Source organism: Alkalibacterium sp. 20, assembly GCF_001885615.1.
Classification (GTDB): domain Bacteria; phylum Bacillota; class Bacilli; order Lactobacillales; family Carnobacteriaceae_A; genus Alkalibacterium.
Map to the genome: position 1 here is coordinate 17,762 of NZ_LSRN01000067.1, position 21,108 is coordinate 38,869.

Annotated in this window: 20 protein-coding genes; 19 read left to right on the forward strand and 1 reads right to left on the reverse strand. The window is 37.5% G+C overall.

Going from position 1 to position 21,108, the window contains the following annotated elements:
* The 4 genes from AX762_RS10420 to AX762_RS10435 are packed head-to-tail and all read left to right on the forward strand — an operon-like array spanning window position 1 to window position 3,023.
* Entirely contained in the window at window positions 1-717 is a 717-nt protein-coding gene (locus tag AX762_RS10420) for a sigma-70 family RNA polymerase sigma factor (RefSeq protein WP_071849069.1), read from the forward strand.
* Entirely contained in the window at window positions 704-1,486 is a 783-nt protein-coding gene (locus AX762_RS10425) for a flagellar hook-basal body complex protein (RefSeq protein WP_083432931.1), read from the forward strand. Before AX762_RS10420 ends, AX762_RS10425 begins: the two co-directional genes overlap by 14 nt.
* Window positions 1,487-1,499: 13 nt before the next feature.
* Entirely contained in the window at window positions 1,500-2,276 is a 777-nt protein-coding gene (locus AX762_RS10430) for a flagellar hook-basal body protein (protein WP_071849070.1), read from the forward strand.
* 27 nt (window positions 2,277-2,303) lie between these two features.
* Window positions 2,304-3,023 (forward strand): cell division ATP-binding protein FtsE, encoded by a 720-nt coding sequence (locus AX762_RS10435; RefSeq protein WP_071849071.1) that lies wholly within the window; start codon window positions 2,304-2,306, stop codon window positions 3,021-3,023.
* Window positions 3,024-3,209: 186 nt separating this feature from the next.
* Here the strand turns inward: AX762_RS10435 and AX762_RS10440 are convergent, their stop codons facing one another.
* Window positions 3,210-3,812, reverse strand: a complete 603-nt coding sequence (locus tag AX762_RS10440) for a hypothetical protein (RefSeq protein WP_071849072.1) — start codon at window positions 3,810-3,812, stop codon at window positions 3,210-3,212.
* Window positions 3,813-4,265: 453 nt separating this feature from the next.
* Here AX762_RS10440 and AX762_RS10445 point away from each other — a divergent pair, with 453 nt between their 5' ends.
* The 15 genes from AX762_RS10445 (at window position 4,266) to AX762_RS10515 (ending at window position 20,900) form a co-directional block, all read left to right on the forward strand.
* Window positions 4,266-5,771, forward strand: a complete 1,506-nt coding sequence (locus AX762_RS10445) for a DUF2254 domain-containing protein (RefSeq protein WP_071849073.1) — start codon at window positions 4,266-4,268, stop codon at window positions 5,769-5,771.
* A 591-nt stretch (window positions 5,772-6,362) separates the two neighbouring features.
* A complete protein-coding gene (locus tag AX762_RS10450; protein WP_071849074.1) occupies window positions 6,363-7,406 on the forward strand; it encodes a methyl-accepting chemotaxis protein in 1,044 nt (347 codons plus the stop codon).
* Window positions 7,407-7,546: 140 nt separating this feature from the next.
* Window positions 7,547-9,133 (forward strand): bifunctional diguanylate cyclase/phosphodiesterase, encoded by a 1,587-nt coding sequence (locus AX762_RS10455; RefSeq protein WP_071849075.1) that lies wholly within the window; start codon window positions 7,547-7,549, stop codon window positions 9,131-9,133.
* A gap of 192 nt (window positions 9,134-9,325) precedes the next feature.
* Window positions 9,326-11,035, forward strand: coding sequence for a sensor domain-containing diguanylate cyclase (locus AX762_RS10460; protein WP_071849076.1), 1,710 nt, complete (start codon window positions 9,326-9,328; stop codon window positions 11,033-11,035).
* A gap of 3 nt (window positions 11,036-11,038) precedes the next feature.
* On the forward strand, window positions 11,039-11,431 hold the full coding sequence (locus AX762_RS10465; protein WP_071849077.1) for a prepilin-type N-terminal cleavage/methylation domain-containing protein: 393 nt from the start codon (window positions 11,039-11,041) through the stop codon (window positions 11,429-11,431).
* Window positions 11,394-11,873, forward strand: a complete 480-nt coding sequence (locus AX762_RS10470) for a PilW family protein (protein WP_071849078.1) — start codon at window positions 11,394-11,396, stop codon at window positions 11,871-11,873. The genes AX762_RS10465 and AX762_RS10470 overlap by 38 nt, the downstream gene beginning before the upstream one ends.
* A gap of 5 nt (window positions 11,874-11,878) precedes the next feature.
* Complete coding sequence (locus tag AX762_RS10475; RefSeq protein ID WP_071849079.1) at window positions 11,879-13,351, forward strand: pilus assembly PilX N-terminal domain-containing protein; 1,473 nt, start codon at window positions 11,879-11,881, stop codon at window positions 13,349-13,351.
* Between the two features lie 15 nt (window positions 13,352-13,366).
* Window positions 13,367-14,992, forward strand: coding sequence for a GspE/PulE family protein (locus AX762_RS10480; protein WP_071849080.1), 1,626 nt, complete (start codon window positions 13,367-13,369; stop codon window positions 14,990-14,992).
* A 12-nt stretch (window positions 14,993-15,004) separates the two neighbouring features.
* Complete coding sequence (locus AX762_RS10485) at window positions 15,005-16,036, forward strand: type IV pilus twitching motility protein PilT (protein ID WP_071849081.1); 1,032 nt, start codon at window positions 15,005-15,007, stop codon at window positions 16,034-16,036.
* 28 nt (window positions 16,037-16,064) lie between these two features.
* On the forward strand, window positions 16,065-17,267 hold the full coding sequence (locus AX762_RS10490; RefSeq protein WP_071849082.1) for a type II secretion system F family protein: 1,203 nt from the start codon (window positions 16,065-16,067) through the stop codon (window positions 17,265-17,267).
* A gap of 239 nt (window positions 17,268-17,506) precedes the next feature.
* Window positions 17,507-17,860: a competence type IV pilus major pilin ComGC gene (locus AX762_RS10495; protein WP_071849083.1), complete on the forward strand. Its 354-nt coding sequence runs from the start codon at window positions 17,507-17,509 to the stop codon at window positions 17,858-17,860.
* A gap of 84 nt (window positions 17,861-17,944) precedes the next feature.
* Window positions 17,945-18,700: an A24 family peptidase gene (locus tag AX762_RS10500; RefSeq protein ID WP_071849084.1), complete on the forward strand. Its 756-nt coding sequence runs from the start codon at window positions 17,945-17,947 to the stop codon at window positions 18,698-18,700.
* 35 nt (window positions 18,701-18,735) lie between these two features.
* Window positions 18,736-19,803 (forward strand): type IV pilus biogenesis protein PilM, encoded by a 1,068-nt coding sequence (gene pilM, locus AX762_RS10505; protein ID WP_071849085.1) that lies wholly within the window; start codon window positions 18,736-18,738, stop codon window positions 19,801-19,803.
* Window positions 19,796-20,356, forward strand: a complete 561-nt coding sequence (locus tag AX762_RS10510) for a hypothetical protein (protein ID WP_071849086.1) — start codon at window positions 19,796-19,798, stop codon at window positions 20,354-20,356. The genes pilM and AX762_RS10510 overlap by 8 nt, the downstream gene beginning before the upstream one ends.
* Window positions 20,337-20,900 carry a hypothetical protein gene (locus AX762_RS10515; RefSeq protein ID WP_071849087.1) on the forward strand — a complete coding sequence of 188 codons (564 nt, stop codon included), beginning with the start codon at window positions 20,337-20,339 and terminating at the stop codon, window positions 20,898-20,900. Before AX762_RS10510 ends, AX762_RS10515 begins: the two co-directional genes overlap by 20 nt.
* Window positions 20,901-21,108: the final 208 nt, after the last annotated feature.

Below are 21,108 nucleotides of genomic sequence, written 5' to 3' on the forward strand. Positions count from 1 at the left end.
GTGGAAGAGAATCAACGAAACGAAACAGTGATTCAGTATATGCCGTTAATTCATAAAGTTGTGCATGGTTTGAAGATAAATAATAAAGATTACGAGCATGAAGATCTAGTCAACATCGGCGTGATCGGTCTGATGAAAGCCATTGAAAAATATGATGCCTCTTTAAATGTTCCGTTTATAAATTACGCCTACATGCGGATCAAAGGCGCAATCATCGACGAGATCAGAAAAACGTCTCGAGTTTCTCGCGGTAAAATAAAAGCTGTCAACAACTATTACGACGCGATCAGTACCTTACAACAGAAATTACTTCGAACACCTACAGACAAAGAATTATGCCGACATCTCGAAATAACGGATGAAGAACTGAAAAAAGTGTATGAGACGGTTCATCAATTAGCGGACGTTTCATTGGATTCGATTTTGTTTGATGACTCCACGAATGAAACCAATCTTATAGAAGTCATGTCGGATGAATCAGCGCCTAATACAGAAAATAGTGTGATAAAAAAAGAACAACTTAGTTATATGAAAGAAGCGATCGTTAAATTACCGGAAAGAGAACAACAGATTCTCCAGCTGATCTACTTTGAGGAATTAAGCATGAAAGAAGTGGCTTATATTTACGATATCTCAACACCAAGAGTTTCTCAAATCCATGGGAAAGCGTTACTGAAACTGAGAGAGTATCTAGGAAGGGTGTATGACAATGATTAGAGGATTAAATACATTATCAAACAGCTTCAACGTGTTAAATGAAAAGCAGAAGAATCTGGCTACCAATGCGGCCAACACGATGACACCGGGATACAAGTCTCAGCAGCTCGTGACAAGCACAACGGGTCAAGTAGATATACATAATTACACAAGAGGCTTACAAGGAAACAAGAGAAGCGATATCGGGCAGTTGACATTTGGGAATCAGCTTGATGAAGCAGTAAGAAACTTCTCAGCCGGCGGAATGAAACTGACAGAAAATAAAACGGATATGGCGATTAATGGGGATGCCATGTTCACTGTTCAAAATGAAGCAGGAGACCTTTTCTATACGCGTAACGGAAACTTTTCTGTTAATGAGCAGGGCCAACTGATCACGCAGGAAGGGTTTCAAGTATTAGGCATCGAAAATGGTGGCGGCATCGCACCTATTAATGTTGGAACAGATATTGAACAGTCATTTACAATCAATTCATTCGGTTTCGTCAGTACAAATACAGATGATTCTCAATTTTTATATTTGACTCAATTTGAAAATCCAGCCGAGCTCACAAGCGCAGGTGGCACACTTTTCCAAGGTGGTAACGGTGTGCCTGTAGGAATCGGCTTCCAAATCGAACAAGGCTATGTGGAATCATCCAACGTCGATATAGCTGACGTGATGACTGAAATGCTGCAAATATCCAGAGAATTCGAAGCCAATCAGCGTGTCCTGCAATCGATGGACGAGACACTAAAACGTGCGACTCAAGAAGTCGGACGGACATAGGAAAGGTGAAAAGATGAGAATCCCTTACAATATATCCAAAAGTGCTATTCAAGCGCATCAGCACAAACTTAATCATGTGTCGCATAATATCGCTAACGTCAGTACGATAGGCTTTAAGCAAAAAGATGTTCAGTTTACTGAATTGATGCATAATGCCGTCACAGAGCAAGACGTCCGTTTGTCAGAAGAAATAGGCAATCCGAGTTTAAATACCGGAGTCAAGATGGCTTCAAGTAAAAATAGGTTTTCTCAAGGCGGGCTCACGCAAACCGGGGATCCGTTTCACCTGGGGATTGCTGGAAATGGCTTTTTCGGTGTGACAAATGCTGACGGTGGATTGATGCTGACACGTGATGGTGCGTTCCATTTGAGTACGGAAGGCCAACTCGTTAATGACCGTGGAGATGTTTTAGAGTTGAACAATGCTGTCCCCGCTGATCAATGGGGCCAGGGTGATGTGACAATAACTAAGTCCGGAGAAGTTAATGTACTGAATAATGGACAGACAAATACAGTCGGTCAAATTTCTCTCTATTTACCGCCGCATCATACAGCGATCACTGAAGCGGGAGACAATATGTATAGAGTCAACGAGGGTACGGAACTGCTAACCTCAGTTGATAATCCGGAAGCATTCGGTTCGATTACGAGTGGTTACCTCGAAGGGTCTACGGTAGATTTAGCACAAGGTATCACTGATATGATGATGTCTCAGCGCGCCTATTCTTTGAACTCAAAAGTTATGCAAAGTACAGATGAAATTTATTCTTTGATCAACCAATTCAATTAGATAGAAAACTATAAGGAAGGTTAGGCCATGATTCGATTAAAAAACATTTTCCATAAATACGATAATTCGGAAGAATATACATTAAAAAATATTACCTGTGATATTGAACAAGGAGAATTTATCTATTTAACAGGCGCAGCTGAATCAGGGAAAACAACCTTTCTTAAACTGATGTGTGGCGACCTTAATGCGGGTAAAGGCTTTGTAAGTGTGCATTCGTATGCCCTGAACCGCTTGAAAAAGAATAAAACTTATCTTTTAAGAAGACAAGTGGGCGCTGTTTTTCGAGATTATGAATTACTTGAATATAAAACGGTGTATGAAAATGTCGCTTATGTACTAGAGGTTACGCAGTATCCTGTTGGGAAATTGGAACAGCGTGTTTTAGAAACGTTAGCTATGGTTGGTTTGAAATACAAAGCGTTAGATTCAGTCTCAAATTGTTCTGTTGAGGAGAGAAGACGCATTGCAATTGCTCGAGCCATGGTAAATGATCCGCGAGTTTTACTTGTGGATGAAGTTACTTCAAACTTGAATGCCAAGCCCAGAATAAACATACTTAATCTTCTGCATAAAATAAATAAAATGGGAACTACAGTTGTTATGGCTACGCAAGAACTGGATTTGATAGATCATATGCCTTCTCGCATGATTGAACTGGAAGATGGTGCAATAAAAAGTGATCGCACCAAGAACCATATATTGCTTATCTTAAGTGATAAAATGGGAGAGTATTACATAAGTTGAGAGACTGGACCAAAATGAACAATCTGAAAAATCCATCCGACTTCATATACACTAAAAGATAAAAAAACACGATTTCCATATATATCTGGTTCGATAAGATATATATGGGATCGTGTTTTTTGCTAGACTTTTTTCAAGGCTCTAATGTATGTATTAATAGAACTTGATAAGTATCTTCTATGAAAGTTAATGGTTGAGTTGCTGATACATAAATCGAATCGGTCTGGGGTAACGCCGATTGGATGGATGAGGATTGGAAATTGCATGAATCAATCCAGGATACTGCTGCAGCTGTCCGTCATACACACACGTTGGATGAACGGCTTCAATAACGTCTCTGGGATGCATCAGGTTCGGACGGTTGAAAGGTGACATGACGCCTGCGGACTGTAATAGTGTGGCTACGAATTCTGAACAAAAGAAATGATCAGGACGTTCCCACGAATACTGAAAATAAGCAGGCAGCAAGCCCAGCAAGTTGTAATGCCAGTCAAGAGGATGTGATTCAAAAGACTGAAGGTGTGTTTTGATCACATGCCATTCCTGATCGCTGACTTGGACGGCATACACCCGACCACTGGACTCTTTATAAAACGGATGACTGAAGTCTTCTTTAGCGAAGCCAGCCATAAGCGGATTTATCGGTTGGCGTCGTCCAAAGCTGTAGACCTCGGATAAAGATGCTTCCAGGGAAATGGAAAGATGGTTATACGGGTACCGACTGAATAGGCGGATACTTTGGCTCAGTACCGTTTGATTGTTGGTTTCAATAAGATAGATGATTGGCATAATAATTCCCTTTCGGTTACAGTGATTTTAGTTTTTGAAATGCGGTGCCAACTGAGCTAAGTAGACGTAAGGGCGATGGCAACATGTGTATACTGCCTCTATCCTATACGATTTCAACATAGTGATTAGTTTACTTTAAGTGTCTGGTTCACGAAAATCAAGTCATTTTTCAAGTTAATCAGTTGTTTGAGGATTGCGAACGTTGTGTTACGTATTTTAGCGAAGGCACTAAATATGTTTCCAGATTTTAATTGTATATCACGTATGAACCGTTTGTACAGGTTTTATTGCACTGTTTTTTTCAACAGGCTCTGGAACAGGTTTATACTTAGTTTTTTTTTCTGAAATCAACCCCCATAAATCAAGTCTGAAGTGCATTTTTTGTGTGTGGCGTGTATACTGATACATAACAAAACATATAGAAGTATGTTTAACTGCTGCGGAGGGATAGCAATGATTGAAAAATGGAATTTAAATATGGAGGAAAGAAAGATTTGGATTACATTAGGTGGGAGCGTGCTCTTTTCTTTCTTTCTGGCCATATTAGTTATTCTTTTTGATACACGAATTTTTATGGGTGTAGAATATCTTCCAATATGGACATTGACGAGTGTAAACTTAGCAAGAGAAATTTTAAGTTTATTAGCTGGTTCACTCTTTTCTGTGGCAACCTTTACTTTTGCGACGATGTTAACGATCGTTACGCTATATACCTCTAATTTTAGTCCGAGAACTATTGAAAATTTTTTACTGAACCGCGCCTCGATGCAAACATTAGGCATCTTTTTAGGTGGGTTTATCTATTGCTTGTCTTCACTATTCTTTATGCGTAATTCGGAAGATGAATTTTTAGTCATTTCTGCGACGGTAGCCCTAGTTTACGCTTTTGGCTCAGTATTTATGTTTACCCGTTTTGTCTACACGAGTTCTCAATATGTGCAGCTTGAAAAACTGATTCATAGCTTATACGAAGAAGCACAGGAAGTTTATGACAACTATATTGTGAGATTTGAAGATTTTCCATCCATCAAACATTTGCCAAAAATGTCTTATATGTATACCTATGATATCGAAGCAACCAAAAGTGCTTATATTGAACACATTAGTTTCGAAATTTTAAAAAAATTAGCGGATGAACATGAAGCAAATATTATCATTGATATTCGTGTGGGTAATTTTGTAACCGACGGGGAGCCGGTAATGGAATTCAAAACAAATAAGAATCTGGAAGATGAAATGGATAATATTACAAAAAAAGTAAACCAAAGTTTTAGTTATGAGTCTGAGAAATCAGCTATGTATGACCCTGATTATGCTCGTACAAAACTCACAGAAGTCGCTTTACGTGCGGTCTCTTCAGGTATTAATGATCCGAATACGGCTATCCACGTGTTACGCTATAAGTCCTTACTAGAAAAAAGATTAGCCGGATTACCGGGTAAATATGTAATTTTTCATAACGATGAACAGGAAGTAACTGAAAACAATAAGGAAACAAAGAAAAAGCCTATTGACAAGCAACTAGAATGGAAAAAAAATAAATTAAAGATTGATATTACAAATAAAAAATTAAAAACAGAAATTATATCTGGTGAAAACGAAGAAGATAAATCTGATAAGAACGAAAAGAATAAATCTGACAAAAAAGATCAAGAATACGTAAAAAGTGTCTTTTATCGCTACAATGATTTTGCGGAAGATTTGTATTCAGGTTATTGGCAGCTTGTTTTTTATATGCAAAAAGACATATCCGGCGTTCACGCACTCTTTGAGGCGCTTAAAACAATTGCTTACGCAGCCCATTTAGATAATTTAGGCTTCATTAATGAATACAACGACTATTTGTATAATATGACATCTAAAAACTTCAACGAAACATTTGATCAGAATATTATTGAAAGAGATTATAATAAAGTGAAGATGATTATTGAAAAGAAAAAATCTCAAATAGAAAACTGATACGTTCTAAAAGTATATTTATTTTTAATATGCTTTTTTTGTAAACCGCTTAACTTTACAAAAAAAATACCGATTATATATTATATAATGTGAGTAGAGGAACAATATGGAAACAACGATGATGTCTAATAATCTTTCTATTAATAATAAAGATACATCAATGCATGAATCACTAAAATGAAAATACAATCAAAAGACCTCAAGATTATTGACATTTTCAACTATCATACTGATAGTGGGTGCTTATCCTATTGTCTATCTTTTTAGTTAATACCTGCTGAAACCTTTTGGCGCTTTTTAATTTCTACAGCTTTCATTAATAGTCTTATTTTTATAGGGTATACGTTTTTTGTTAAAAGAACAGAACTTAAGTACATTATTGTAACTGTAATGTTTACTCTGCCGATTATTATTAATCTAACCTTGACATCAAAATTGTTGTGGGCTGTACTTTTTCTATATCTCTTTTTGTCTCTCTTATATTTAGATAAAAAAGTGTATTATTTAGCAGTGGTATTAGGACTGATTAACCTTGGGGCTATATTGTATTTTGATCCCACGGCCGTAAGTGATTCACAAGAGATCGTTATCATGGTTTCATTTTACATATTCGTTGCAGTTGCGGGTTTGTTTGTTGCTTATAATGGGGAACAGTTAATTCGTCAAATGGAAACAACTACTGATAAATCAGAAATACAATCGAAAGAATTAGTAGAGATAATAAAAGCGGCACAGGCAACGATCAATCAGTTAAATTCGAGTTCACACGCTTTAGATGATTCCAGTGCTTCAATCGTTCATGCTTTTAATGAGTTAGAAACTGCCATTAAAGATATTGCAGGCTCGACAAGTAGTCAGGCTGAAGATACAGAAAATGGTGTTAATCGAGTTGTGGAGTTGGGTGATCTGCTAGGTAGCTATTCTAAACACATGAAAGAGCTGCTGAGTAAAACACAAAGAGCAAGTGGTTTAAGAGAGTCTAGCATGACCAACTTGTTGTCTTTAACCAATAACACCGAAATGAGCATTGAGAACGTTGAAAAGATTGAAACGATGATTCGCTCAACTTCAGTATTCGTGGATAAAATCGAAAGAGCATCTGCTGAAATTGCTAACATTTCGGAGCAAACCAATTTGCTTGCTTTAAATGCGTCGATCGAAGCTGCTCGAGCGGGGGAAGAAGGCCGAGGTTTTGCGGTCGTTGCAGAAGAAATCAGAAAACTTGCTGAAAAATCAGCCCGTTTCAATGAAGAAATAGCTGATGTGATTCAAAATCTTATTATACAAGCCCAAGGATCAGTTGGTGCAGTAACGACTTTAAACAGTATCACTAGTCAGCAGCAACTTAGCTTGAGTGACACCAATAAACAGTTTGAATCATTATCAGACGCTTTGATTACTTTAGAAGATGTGATTACTCTCGTATCTAAAGTAGGAGATCAAATGAAAGTTAAAACAGATGATTTGATCGAAATCATGCACAGTCTTTCTGCTTCTTCTGAAGAAAATGCGTCAACGACTGAGGAAGTTTCAGCGTCGATCAGTTCAACAAATACAGATCTTGAATCAATTACTAAAGAAATACACATCATTTCAAAACAAATAAAAGAATTGGAACAGGTAACAAAGCATTAAAATGGACCTTACGAATAGATGATTTTTATTATTCTATATGGATATAAATACAGGTTCATGGAAATAAGAAAATCGATATTCTAAAGAAAAAGAGACATATTTTAATTTAACTTAGTGTTTAGTGAGGAGTAAAAGCTAATATGACATCACTACTAATAGACGTAATAACGCATTTATTTAAAATCGATAGTTTAAAAATTATTGGTTTCTGTGTATATGTACTCTCTCTTTATTTTATCAGTAGAAAGACTTGTCCTTCACATTATATTTTTTCAATCGTGGACGAATCTTATAATAGTAGAAATAGAGATCTCAATAAAAAAAGTCAGGGCTTGGGATGGTTCAAAAAATTATTTAATAAATTCAGTTTTTTGAGTAGTCAGGAAAAAGCATTGATACAAGATGTAGAGCAGCACAAAAAGGAATTACATAAAGTCACTTATTTCGATATGTTGACCAAACTACCTAATCGGACGAAGCTTCACGATGATTTTGAATTAAAGACAATGCAATATTCTGAAGAACAGTCGACGATTGAAATTTCTATTTTTGTATTGGATATTGATCGATTCAGAACAATCAATGAATTATACGGACGTGATGCAGGCGATAAAGTCCTGATAAAAGTCACTCAAAGGCTTAGAAATCTTGTAGGAGTAGATGCAGTCATTGCTAGAGATAGCGAAGACGAAATCTTTGTCCTGATAGAGAACGTCACAGAAGCTAAGACCACAGAAATTGCCAAAGATATTGTAACCTTATTCTCAAAGCCGTTTAAAATTAACGATTATACTTTTTACGTTACTGCAAGCATAGGTATTAGCCGCTATCCAGAAACGGCTCAAGACATTGATGCGCTATTGCAGCAAGCAGAAATTGCCATGTATAAAGTAAAGAAATCAGGTAAAAATAATTTCCATATTTTTATGACTGATGATGCAGCCGCTATTGAACGAAAAAGACGGATTGAATTTGGCTTGAAAGAAGCACTTATTAATAATGAACTATACTTATTGTATCAACCGAAAGTAAAAATGACTTCAGGAGAAATATACGGCGTTGAAGCTTTACTGCGTTGGGAACATTGTATTTTAGGTTTAGTTTCTCCTGTAGAATTCATCCCTATTGCGGAAGAATCGGGTATGATCAATGAAATAGGGTATTGGGTGATTCATGAAGCGGTAAGACAAGCCAAAGAATGGCATGAGCAAGGTAAATTTTTAAGTGTGGCGGTGAATGTTTCGTCCTTGCAATTTGAAGATCCTTATTTTGTGAAACGAATCCAGAATGTTTTAGACTTATATAATTTAAAAGAAAAGTACTTGATTGTTGAAATCACTGAGAGTGTCATGCAAAATGGAGATTATGCGAATAGAATAATCAAAGAGTTGCATGATATCGGTGTGAGTGTAGCGATTGATGATTTTGGTACAGGATACTCCTCGTTAAGCGTACTAAACAATATGTTTATAGATACTGTGAAGATCGACAAATCCTTTATCGATCATGTTGTCACAAAAGATAATACCGCATCTCTGGTTAAAACAATTATTCAAATGAGTAAGAGCATGAATTTTAATACAGTAGCTGAAGGCATTGAAAGTATCGAACAATCTCTTTTCTTGAAAGAAAATGATTGTGAGTTTGGTCAAGGTTATTATTTCAGTAAACCTATTTCCGCTCAAAAAGTCATTGAATTAATGCTAGTTCAAAACCGCGAAGTATAACACTTCGCGGTTTTTTGTCCATACATTTGAAATGAGAGCGGTTTATAAAAGCTAGTTTGATTTTTATGAGAGGATATGGTGATTTATTTGTTTTATACTAATGTTAGAGGATTGACTAATTGCTTGAATAAATATAAACTTATAATGTATTACTTATTAGAATTTAATAATCAAATTAAAGAGGTTATATAAATGATTGATATAAAAAAGAAAAGAGCAATATGGTATATCTATGCCCCTGTAGCAGCAGCCTTGTTTTATTCCGCGTGTCATATTCAATTGAACGTTTCACCGTTTTTTAATGCAGATTATACTATATTCCTTTTGCTGGCAGTATTAGTTGGTCTTTTTCCAATAAAAACAGAAGATTCAATTTTGTTTTTAGTGAATGGCATTTCCTTACCTGTTTTAGTTATCTATGGTTTAGTTCCTGAAATGATCGTTTCTTCTATTGCCATCGTCTTTTTGATGATCAGATCAGACATCAAATTAGATCAGCTTTACCGTTATCCTTTAAATTTACTCATGTTTCATTTTTTATCTATCTTAGCTGCCGGAGTTTATTATTTAACTATTCTTCTCTCGGATCAATTAATTAGCATCGTGGCAGAATTGCTTGCGTTAACGATGTATATGTTAGCTCATATATTATTTAACCAAATCGCAATATACATAATCGATAAATATTTTTATGGAAATTCTAACATCCAAATAATTGATGAAAACCTTATTTTTTCACTCTATATCACTATTTTTGTTGTTCCATTATCTTTCATTCTCATTTATTTATATGAAACAACTGGTTCTATCGGTATTATTATCGGGGCACTCCCATTTGTTAGCGTCACCATATGGACCAACTCTTACTATAAAAGTAAAATGAATAACAAATATCTGAGGAAAATGAATCAATTGACTCAAGAATTAAATGCAAAGAAGAATAGAGAAAGCATTATCGATATGTTCATTCATGCTCTATTGGAAATTTTTCCAGCTGATGCGCTTTCTTACTTTTCTGTCGAAAATGAAGAGACGATTCAAAGAGAAAAGGTCATAGTTGGTAAAGGTAACGTTAGCGACAAAAAAGAAATTTTCAAACTTTCAAAGCAATCTATTTTAAAGAGAGCGATTTCTAGCAATAAAATCATTTCACATGCAGATGCCAAAGAATGGAAAGAGTATTGTATTAATGATCTTTCGTATGAGGCAGAAAGTGCTATTGTTATTCCGATAAAATTGTTAGAGCGTAATCAAGGGGTCATATTAATTACACATAAAACCCGTTCAATGTATGATGAAATGATTGTCTCGCTTGTCGAAGTCTTTCATAAATACTTCTCTATTGCGTTGGATAACGCTTACCATTACGAACAACTTGAGGAATCAGTTGCAAAAGATTACTTAACAGATTTGCCGAACCTAAAAGGATTATCTAAATATCTTCAATTATTGAAAGAAGATTCAGTTGATCAATTATCTTTAATAGTGCTGGACTTAGATCGATTCAAAAAAGTGAATGATACTCATGGACATCCAGCGGGTAATGAAATCCTTAAAAGTTTAGCTAAACGGTTAAGAGATAATCTCAATGAAGATATATATATTGCCAGATTCGGTGGCGAAGAATTCATTATTTTACTTCCTAATTATAGTCAGGAATTTGCCGAAGCTATGGCAGAAGAGATTCGTCAGCTGATTAAAAACACATCATTTGAAATATCTAATTCTATGAAAACGAACAGCAATGAAAGAATATTCGTAACTGCAAGTTTAGGTTTGGCGACAAGCACAAATGAATCTGATGAATTCGAAGAATTGATCAATCTTGCTGATCGCGCCATGTATATTGGCTCCAAACAAAACGGAAGAAATAAAGTAACAGTAGCTCAAAAAGGAAGTTAACCTATGAAAAGTAAACTGTTCATCAAAAAGTTAATAAAAGACGATTCTGGGGTCACTTTAGTTGAGCTTTTAGCAGCTATTGCCATTTTGTCTATCGTTGTCACTGCTTTCTTAGCCTTTTTTATCCAAGCTGCGAATACCAATAAACAGACGAACGAAGTCAATGAAGCGACGTTTATAGCACAGGGAGTCATGGAAGAAATTACGTATTATTCCGGTGAAGGCTATACTGTAGCTGATACAGAAGCTGCGGTCGTATCACCTCAATCAGGATTTGTTATTAAAACTGAGTTTAATGAATTAACTGATTCTGCTCTATATCAAGTTATTGTTATTGTCTCTGAAGGAGTGGAAGACCGTGCGCAAATGGAAACGCGATTATCTTTTGAAAAATAAACTGAATAAAAATAGCAGTTGGAAAAGTGATAAAGGCTTTACTTTAGTGGAATTGCTTGCTTCCATAGCTTTGCTTTCAGTTGTTATCCTACTCGCCGGATCCGTTCATATTTTCGGACAAAAACAATTTATCAGTCAAACAGAATCAGCAAGTCAGGCAAATGACATGAGTTACGCACTGTCTGTGATGTCGAGAGATTTGAGAAAAGAAGCGTTTTTAGATGTAACAGTGGAAGGAAATACCATAAAAATATTAGGAGATCCTGTATTTGAAAAAGAAGGTCAGAGGCTATTGAAAAACGGAAATACTCTTTCCAGTTCTATTAATGACATGACAGTGAATAGGAGTGACGAAGACAGGAGCTTGGAAATTGTTTTGCGAAGTTCTAGAAGTCAGACTCAACAAAAAGAATACAGAACGACTATCTATTTCAGGAGGTAAAACCCATGTCCTTTAATTATAAACAATTACATATAAAAAATGAAGAAGGCAGCGGTTTAATTCTTGCTTTAATGACATTGATGGTGTTATCTGTTCTTGGGGCTTCTTTAGGTGCTATAACAATTGGAAGTTATAAATTAGGGGATATCAATCGCGATGATACATCTGCTTATTATATCGCCGAAGCTGGCGCGAATATGGCGTATGAAGAAATGAAAGCTGGTGTATTGGTAGTCAATGCAAAGAATCTACCAGAAGGTTCTTTTTTTGATAGTGGTGAGGGAGTCAAAGGTATCATTGATAGTATAAATGGGAAAGAGTATGCTAATGCTTATTTTGACCCTCAGTTTGGTGACCAGCCAAGTGCAAAAGTCGAACTTAGAGAAGTTTCAGGCACGAATCCAAGAGAATATGTTCTAGAGTCTATCGGAACTATTGCGGGGAAAACGCGAACGATACAAAAACCAATAGAAGTTACATGGGTAGACAAAAACACAGGTGGCGGTGACTTGCCAGCAATACCTGATGATGCATCAATTATTGCTGGGAAAAGTATAAATTTCACAGGTGGATATATAAATGGAAATATTTATTTAGATTCAAAACAAAAGAATTCATTTAGGCTCGGTTCGTGGGGAGACATCAATAGCACCAATATATTCACTAAATATGAAGGGAACGTTGCAGATATTTATGCAAATGTTCCTAGTTGGAAAAATATTACCCCATTAATTAATAAAACGGCTTATTTACCACTAAATCCTCCTTGGGAAGCATTCAGAGAATCACTTGACTATATTAAGTTACCCCAATCTGAAGGGTATACATTATTATCGAATCTTTCTATTTCTGGTGCTGGATTTAAAGAAATCAGTGAGAACACAATTATACCTAATCTTTCTCTATCAGGTGGGAGTAGACTAAATATATTAACTAATGATAAAGAAATTAATATTGTTATAAACAATTTAACTATTTCAGGTGATAGTCACATTAAAATTATTGGTAATGGAAAAGTGAATTTATTTGTCAAAAACAACTTCTCATTTAAAGGTGGGAGTACTCTAAATGATTCCGGAATAACTTCCAAACTTAATATTTATTATTTCTCGAATAAAGAAATTAGTCTAGGTGGCGGAGACTATCTAAACGGTAATTTACTTATAAAACAGGCGGATATCGTTTTAAATGGAGGCTTTAATATCACTGGAGCAATTTTATCAGGTGGTAAGAATATAACTATTACGGGTGGATCTACAAATAATACGATAATAATTGCACCAAGTATAGGAAGTACTGTTCATTTCGATAATGGATCAATTAAAGGGATTATAATAACGGAGAATCTAGATATGACAAATGGGACATTAACATATGAATGGTTTGATCCAGATATATTATTTCCAGATAATTCAAATACAACAGAGCCGTCTTTAGAAGACCTCATCTCTTCCGAACCCGCAATTGAATCAGATTAGAAAGGATTGTGCACGATGGTTGAACGTAAACGCAAAAAAATAGGAGATCTGCTAAAAGATACAGGTCTGATTACTGAAATACAGATAGTAGAAGCATTAGAACAAAAGAAAGGAAGTCAAAAACTGGGTGTTTCTTTGGTCGAGCAGGGGTACATTACTGAGAAACAACTCTTAAACGTACTTGAAATCCAGTTGAAACTTCAAAGTGTATCATTGTATCAATACTCGATTGATGAGACTTTGATCAATCTCATTTCCAAAGATTTTGCCCGCTCAAATTTACTCTTACCAATCAAACTTGAAAATAATCGGTTGATCGTGGCCATGCATGACCCGCTAGATTTCTATGCCATTGAGGAACTGGAATTGTCTACGGGATATAACCTGCAGCCGATGATTGCAACGAAGGACGATATTTTACAAACAATCAACCGTCTTTATGATTCGGAAGAAATGAATATTCAGGAAATTGAGGGTGAAGATGCTCCGGCCGTTCGTGTTTTTGACCAATTACTTGAAACGGGTGTCGCGATGCATGCGTCAGACATTCACTTGGATTCCAAGGAGAATAATGTCTCTGTCCGTTACCGTGTTGACGGGATCTTGAGAAGTGACCGGACATTACCGAAGTCCTTGATGAATTCACTGGTGGCTCGAATTAAAATCATGGCTGGGTTAAACATTACTGAATCACGGTTGCCACAAGACGGGCGGATAAGTACAATCGTCATAGATAAAAAAGTGAATTTGCGTGTATCCACTTTGCCTACCGTTTTTGGGGAAAAAGTCGTTATTCGTATCCTTGACATGTCCAATGTCTTCAATAAAGTGGCTGACATAGGACTACAAGAAGACACTTTAAGAGATTATGAGGAGCTGATCAAACAGCCTTCGGGATTGATTTTGCTTACGGGTCCTACAGGTTCGGGGAAATCGTCCACTTTATACGGGTCGATCAATGAGTTAAATAGTCCGGAAAGTAACATTATTACAATTGAAGACCCGGTTGAATATCAACTCGATGGCATAAATCAGGTACAGGTGAACGCGCCGATCGGTTTGACTTTCGCCAAAGGTTTGCGCTCGATTTTGCGTCAGGACCCAAACATCATCATGGTCGGTGAGATTCGTGATACGGAAACGGCCGAGATCAGCATCCGTGCTTCATTAACCGGTCACTTGGTATTCAGCACGTTACATACGAACAGTGCGATCGAAGCGATTCCCCGTTTATTTGACATGGGTGTGGAACCCTATTTAGTGGTCTCCTCACTCAGTGGCGTACTGGCACAGCGTCTGGTGAAAACCGTTTGTAAAGATTGTGCATATACCCGTAAAGCCAGCCCAATCGAAAAAGAGTTGTTTGAAAAACGTGACATGACGATAGAAGACGTAACGTTAGGGAAAGGCTGCGATGTGTGCCGTCATACCGGTTACCGCGGGCGAATGGCTATTCACGAACTGATTGTCATTACTGACGATGTGAAAGAATTAATGATGAATCAGGCCTCCATACAGGAAATTAAGAGACATATAAAAAATAAAGGTGTTCGTTTTCTTATTGATGATGGGCTAGAAAAAGTGAGACAAGGTAAAACCACCATTGATGAAGTATTACGTGTGGCCTCACTAGATGAATAAAGGAGTTAATCGATGGAAGGTTTAGATGAACTACTCAAAACAGGACATGATAAGGGTGCTTCAGACGTGCACATTGTTGCTGGCTCACCACCTATTTTCAGAATTAACGGCCAACTGATTCCACAAAAAGCTGATAAAATATTACCGAAAGATACATCAGAGATGGCAAAAGCGATTCTCACCGAAGAATTATGGGCAACACTCGACCGCAAACGTGAAGTGGATTTATCCTATGGTATAGTAGGCGTATCACGTTTCAGGGTCAATGTTTTCTATCAGCGCAGTGCTATTTCGCTGGCTTTTCGTGTAATACCTAGAGGCATTCCTTCCATAGACGAACTGGGCTTACCTAAAATTTTAGAAAAAATCGTTCAAAAACCGCATGGCTTGTTTCTGGTGACCGGGCCAACCGGGAGTGGTAAAAGTACGTCTCTGGCCTCAATGATCGATTATATGAATCAACACATGAACCAGCATATCATCACTCTGGAAGATCCAATCGAGTATTTGCATTCGCATAATCAGTCGATTATCGAACAGCGAGAAATCGGCTTTGATACGTTGTCATTCAAAAATGGTTTGCGGGCAAGTCTCAGACAAGATCCGGATGTCATTCTTGTTGGTGAACTGCGCGACTTGGATACGATCCAAACAGCTATAACCGCAGCCGAGACCGGACATTTAGTATTAGGCACCCTGCATACACAAGACACTGCCGGAACGATCGACCGAATGATCGATGTCTTTCCAGTTCACCAGCGCAATCAGACACGCACGATGCTGGCAAATGTTTTGATCGGTGTGATGTCGCAACGCTTGTTTCCCACAATCGATGAAAAGGGTCGGGTGGCAGCAACGGAAATGCTAATCAACAATAGCGCTATTAAAAATCTGATCCGCAATGAAAAAATGTATCAGATTCCAAACGTCTTACAAACCGCGAGAGACCAGGGCATGCATACGATGGAAATGAGCATCAAAGAACTTGTCGCTCAAAAACGAATCAGTTCAGCCGAATTATGGCCGTATTCTTCAAATAGTTGATCCTAATCAAAATGAAAGGAGGAAATCAGTGGCTACATATGCGTATAAAGCAAAAACTAAAGAAGGCAAAGTGATCAAAGGGAAGCTTGACAGTTCTAATAAAAAGGAAGCGGTCAATGAGCTTTCACAGATGAATTTGATTGTTTATCAAGTGGAGCCGTTAAATGACATCTTGAATAGAGATATCGTGATAGGCCGCCCCTTGAAACAGAAAGAATTTGTTGTTTTTCTGAGACAATTTTCGACTTTGATGGAGGCTGGGATTTTACTCGTCGATTCTGTCGATTTATTAGCTGAGCAGTCAGAAAGTAAAGCACTACAAGCGGCACTTGAAGAGATTTCTGTAGATATTAAAGAAGGTGTTGCCCTATCTGAGGCAATGAAAAATTTTCCTAAACTATTTCCAGAATTACTGATACAAATGATTAAATCAGGAGAAGTGAGTGGTCAACTCGAAGATGTATTGGAGCGCATGGCGACCTATTACGAAAAACAGTACCGTATTAAGCAGAAAGTTTCGACCGCTTTAACGTATCCAATTGTTGTTGGATCTTTTGCAATCATCATTACTGTTTTCTTGTTGCTATTTATTGTGCCTATATTTGGAGGGCTGTTTGCTTCTTTTGGAAGTGAATTGCCGCTTATAACTAGAATTGTTCTGAACTTGAGTGAATTTATCCAGCGTTTCTGGTGGCTGTTTGTCCTGTTCACCGTCTTACTAGTAATCGTATTCATGCAACTGAAAAAAAGAGAAGACGTAGCCTATTATCTAGATAAATTAGAACTCAAGATACCTGTTCTTGGACCCTTTATCCAAAAAGCGGTCTTGGCCCGAATGACGCAAACACTCAGTTCACTCATCAACAGTTCAGTGCCGATCCTGCAGGCGGTGGAAGTAACCAGCCAAGTAGTCGGCAATCGAGTCGTTAAAGAAGTGTTGCTTGAATCACGCAGTTCATTGGAACGAGGAGAATCACTAGCAAAACCAATGGCTGATCACTGGGTCTTTCCACCTTTGATCATTCAGATGATACGTGTAGGCGAACAGAGTGGGTCATTGGATGATATGCTTAAAAAAGTGGCGGACATTTACGATCAGGATGTGAATGAAGCCTCAGACAAACTGCAGTCACTCATTGAACCCGTGCTGATTATCTTTTTAGCGGTCATCGTGGGACTGATCGTCCTATCAATTGTCGTACCAATGTTCAGCCTTTTCGAAGCGTTTTGACAATCTTTACAGAATATATATATTTAGGTTGTTGTAAATATACAACAATTGTTTTATAATTATGCTAGTCCATAAAATCTGTTAAAGTAGGCTGAAGCTTAACAGAGCAGAAGATTATGCACTACACAATGTAATACTATTCACTCGAATTAGTAGTAATAAAGGAATCTTAGTGCAATTTACATAAAGATTTTTTTGTTCTACTAATAGAGTGGAAAACACTATTAGGAGGAAAACATATGAGAAATAAGATCAGACAGTTGATGAAGAAAGAAGAAGGGTTTACACTTGTTGAATTACTGGCAGTTATCGTTATTTTGGGGATCATAGTAGCAATTGCGATACCATCGATTGGTGGAATTATTAACCGTGCAGAAACTGGGGCAAATGAAGCTGAATATGCTTTAATCGAAGATGCTGCAAGATTATATCATATTCAATATGAGGGTGAAACCGCACTTACCACTGTAAGTGTTGACGACTTATCTACTAACGGTTATTTAGACTCTAGAGATGGAACTAAACCTACAGGATCTGTAAATATAGGCGGTACACCGACTAATCCAACTTATACCTATACTGGAAGAGAATAAGTAGAATAATAAGATTTTTTATCATTCATTAATTATTTGAAAGACCCCAAATCGGGGTCTTTCTTCATACATAGGAGTTTTTTTATGAACATACTTATTACAAGTGTTGCCTTACTTTACGGACTCATTTTCGGATCTTTTTTCAATGTGGTCGGACTACGTGTGCCAACGCAATCCTTATTCGACCAAAACCGGTCATACTGTGATACCTGTGAACGCACATTGACGTGGAAGGAACTCGTTCCGGTCTGGTCTTTCATTATTCAAAGAGGCAGATGCAAAAGTTGCAGTCAGTCTATTTCACCTTTGTATCCAATCATGGAGCTGGCAACGGGTTTATTATTTGCCTTAACATATTATCTGACAGGTTTCAGTTCTGACCTTATATTAGGTCTGCTTCTTATCGCGCTGATTATTCCTGTCACAGTGTCAGATATCGCTCACCGACGTATTCCTAACCGCTTATTGCTGTTCTTTGGTCCGTTATTCATCATCTATCGGATCATTTATCCATTGACGCCTTTCTGGGACTCATTTTTGGGTGCCGGATTTGCTTTTTTGCTGGTCTTTATGATCATTTTGATTTCAAAAGGCGGTATGGGCGTTGGAGATTTAAAGTATTATACTTTGTTCGGATTCATCTTTGGATTCAGTCACTTTTTATTGCTTTTTTTCCTGTCCACGCTGTATGGTGCGCTGTATGGTGTCGTCATGATGAAAGTTAAAAAGGTTGGACGCAAGACCAAGATTCCCTTTGGACCGTTTATTGGTCTAGCTGCTTTAACGGTTTTCTATTTTGGTGACGCACTAATTCAATGGTACTTAAACTTATTTATGTAAGAATTATTTTCGCTCGATTATTGGAGGAGATCTTTATGTTGTTCAGTTCAAAACCTTTACTATATCTTCAACTTTTAGACCACAGTCTACGCTATCTAGCACTCGACCCCAAAGATCATACGGTCGTGGATAAAGATGAAATCGTTTTTGATACCCTCATTATTCAAGACGGCAAGATCACCAATGTTCCACTGCTGGAAATGCGTCTCGATGCCTTAGTCAAAGAGAAAAAATGGAAAAATGCCAAAGCACATCTGTTACTCTTAAATGATTTTGTTACGGTGAGAGAAGAAAGTGTGCCGAGTCAATTGTCACCGTTTGAAGTGAAAGAGTATTTATCTTTACATATCAACCAATCGATCCGTTTACCTTTCGAGCATCCAAAATTTGATTTTGAGATCATCGAAAAAAATAATGACCAGCAAAAAGTTGTAATCATTGCTTACCCAGGCGAATATGTGCGGCAGTATCAGGATATTTTACAAAATGTTTCTCTCAAACCTGTGGTGGCCGATATTGCGGCGCTCTGTTTTTACCGACTGGCTGATCAGCAGGATCTCGTTAAGAAGAATCCGGATAACCATACATTGCTTTTAGAGTGGAACCCGTTTGACTTATCTATTATGGTGTTTAATAAGGACGTTCCTAAATTTAATCGTCATACCCGTTCGGCGCGGTTAGCTGATTCCTGGAAATTGAGTCAAAAAGGGGAATGGGTATGGCAGAATTCGGAAACAGAACTGGAAGATATGATTGAAGACCAGCTCAACGGTCTGGAACGCTTTTTAGATTTTTACCGTTATTCTGTTTTGGATGACAAAGGAAGCGTCACAGATATCATCTTAACGGGTCACTACCCCAAATTAATTGATCTGAAAGCACTTCTGGAAGAACGCTTCTCTGCAATTGTTCACCTGCTTGATTTACCTGAAACGATAGGACAACACAATGGGGCCTTATATGGCTTATCACTGAAAGAAATAAAGAGCACGCGAAAGAAAGACACTAAACCGGTCAAAGATGAAACTGGGACTGAAACTGAAAAGGTGAAAAAAGGAACCAAAGAAACGGCTGCGAGCAAGGAGGAAGAGGTACATGCTTGAGATTAACTTTTTTGAAAAAAAACAAGTCAATGTACTGCCTTATATCCTGGCGGGTATCTTCGTATTATTGGTAGCTTTTATGGGAGCGTATTTTTATTTCACACAAGCACATTATGTTAACTTGGAACAGGAACAGTCCTTATGGATTAAAAGCAACGCTGAAGAAGTGGCTTTATCTAAAGAAATTGAAAAGCTTGAGCAGTTGGCCAGTCAGTCCATACAGGTACAAGACACCCTGGATCAGTCGCAGTTTCCGATGGTTTATGCAACTAAAGACTTGGCTTCTGCCGTTTCGAATGAAGGAGACCGCGTGTCATCCTTTCAATTCGGTGAGATGAGTCAGGTGGTATTATTACTTGAAAACACCAAAGTGAGTGATGCTTCCGCCATAATTGACGAGTTGGGAACGCGCGCTTATATCGACCGCGTTCAGTTACTACGCCTGGAAAATCAGCAGGCTGAATCGAATGAATTCATATTTGAACTAACGATAGACCTGAACGACGAAACGTTACGTGAGGAGGCATCACCTAATGACACTGAAGTGGAATAGAGAAACTTTCCTCGTCACCCTGACCCTCGTTACGATCCTGTTTGGTTTTTATTATTACGGGAATCAATTTTTCGTTGAATCAGTCAAACAAGATGCCGATCAAATGACCCAGCTTGTCAGTGAACAACAATCTATTTTAGAAACTTATGCACCGAGTGAAGAGCTGTTAGCTGACTATGAACAGAATTATTCACAAACTGAATCCTATTTACCCTTGGGTGATGATGCGAACAAAGCCATGATCACTCTGGAACAACTCGCTGCACGTGAAACCGTGAGTGTAACCAGTGTGTCTCGGATAAGTGACCGAGAAGTGGTTGAAGAGCTGCCGGCATCTTTTGTAAAAAACATCTACCAGGCTGAGGTAGCCAGCGACTCGCCTGAGAATCTGCGAAAACTGATCGATCGGTTAATGAATGAAGAGCGCATGTGGAACGTCACGTCTTTCTCTTATGCAAAAGCAGGCGAAGACAGTTACACGGGCACGTTTACTTTCGAGCTGTTTTATTACTTTGAGTCAAGCGCATTAAATTTAGAGGAATAAACGTAATCTAATTACAATCAAAATTAAGGAAAAGCAGCTGATCCCAGTTAAGAACTGGATCCAGCTGCTTTTTTGAGCTTATCGAGACAAGTGAGTGCTCAAAATGAACCAACTTGTCTCTATCAACTAATAACGACTTTACTGTTGTTTATCTTTCAGTGCAGCACTAACGAAAGATAAACACTTTCATGAAATTTACATATAGCTA

Excerpts from the sequence above, each read along its gene's own strand:
- AX762_RS10515 (WP_071849087.1), top strand. The coding sequence starts at position 20,337 with ATGACACTGAAGTGGAATAGAGAAACTTTCCTCGTCACCCTGACCCTC.
- AX762_RS10425 (WP_083432931.1), top strand. The coding sequence starts at position 704 with ATGACAATGATTAGAGGATTAAATACATTATCAAACAGCTTCAACGTG.
- AX762_RS10485 (WP_071849081.1), top strand. The coding sequence starts at position 15,005 with ATGGAAGGTTTAGATGAACTACTCAAAACAGGACATGATAAGGGTGCT.
- AX762_RS10495 (WP_071849083.1), top strand. The coding sequence starts at position 17,507 with ATGAGAAATAAGATCAGACAGTTGATGAAGAAAGAAGAAGGGTTTACA.
- AX762_RS10455 (WP_071849075.1), top strand. The coding sequence starts at position 7,547 with ATGACATCACTACTAATAGACGTAATAACGCATTTATTTAAAATCGAT.
- AX762_RS10430 (WP_071849070.1), top strand. The coding sequence starts at position 1,500 with ATGAGAATCCCTTACAATATATCCAAAAGTGCTATTCAAGCGCATCAG.
- AX762_RS10465 (WP_071849077.1), top strand. The coding sequence starts at position 11,039 with ATGAAAAGTAAACTGTTCATCAAAAAGTTAATAAAAGACGATTCTGGG.
- AX762_RS10460 (WP_071849076.1), top strand. The coding sequence starts at position 9,326 with ATGATTGATATAAAAAAGAAAAGAGCAATATGGTATATCTATGCCCCT.
- AX762_RS10475 (WP_071849079.1), top strand. The coding sequence starts at position 11,879 with ATGTCCTTTAATTATAAACAATTACATATAAAAAATGAAGAAGGCAGC.
- AX762_RS10480 (WP_071849080.1), top strand. The coding sequence starts at position 13,367 with ATGGTTGAACGTAAACGCAAAAAAATAGGAGATCTGCTAAAAGATACA.
- pilM (WP_071849085.1), top strand. The coding sequence starts at position 18,736 with ATGTTGTTCAGTTCAAAACCTTTACTATATCTTCAACTTTTAGACCAC.
- AX762_RS10500 (WP_071849084.1), top strand. The coding sequence starts at position 17,945 with ATGAACATACTTATTACAAGTGTTGCCTTACTTTACGGACTCATTTTC.
- AX762_RS10435 (WP_071849071.1), top strand. The coding sequence starts at position 2,304 with ATGATTCGATTAAAAAACATTTTCCATAAATACGATAATTCGGAAGAA.
- AX762_RS10440 (WP_071849072.1), bottom strand. The coding sequence starts at position 3,812 with ATGCCAATCATCTATCTTATTGAAACCAACAATCAAACGGTACTGAGC.
- AX762_RS10510 (WP_071849086.1), top strand. The coding sequence starts at position 19,796 with ATGCTTGAGATTAACTTTTTTGAAAAAAAACAAGTCAATGTACTGCCT.
- AX762_RS10445 (WP_071849073.1), top strand. The coding sequence starts at position 4,266 with ATGATTGAAAAATGGAATTTAAATATGGAGGAAAGAAAGATTTGGATT.
- AX762_RS10450 (WP_071849074.1), top strand. The coding sequence starts at position 6,363 with ATGGTTTCATTTTACATATTCGTTGCAGTTGCGGGTTTGTTTGTTGCT.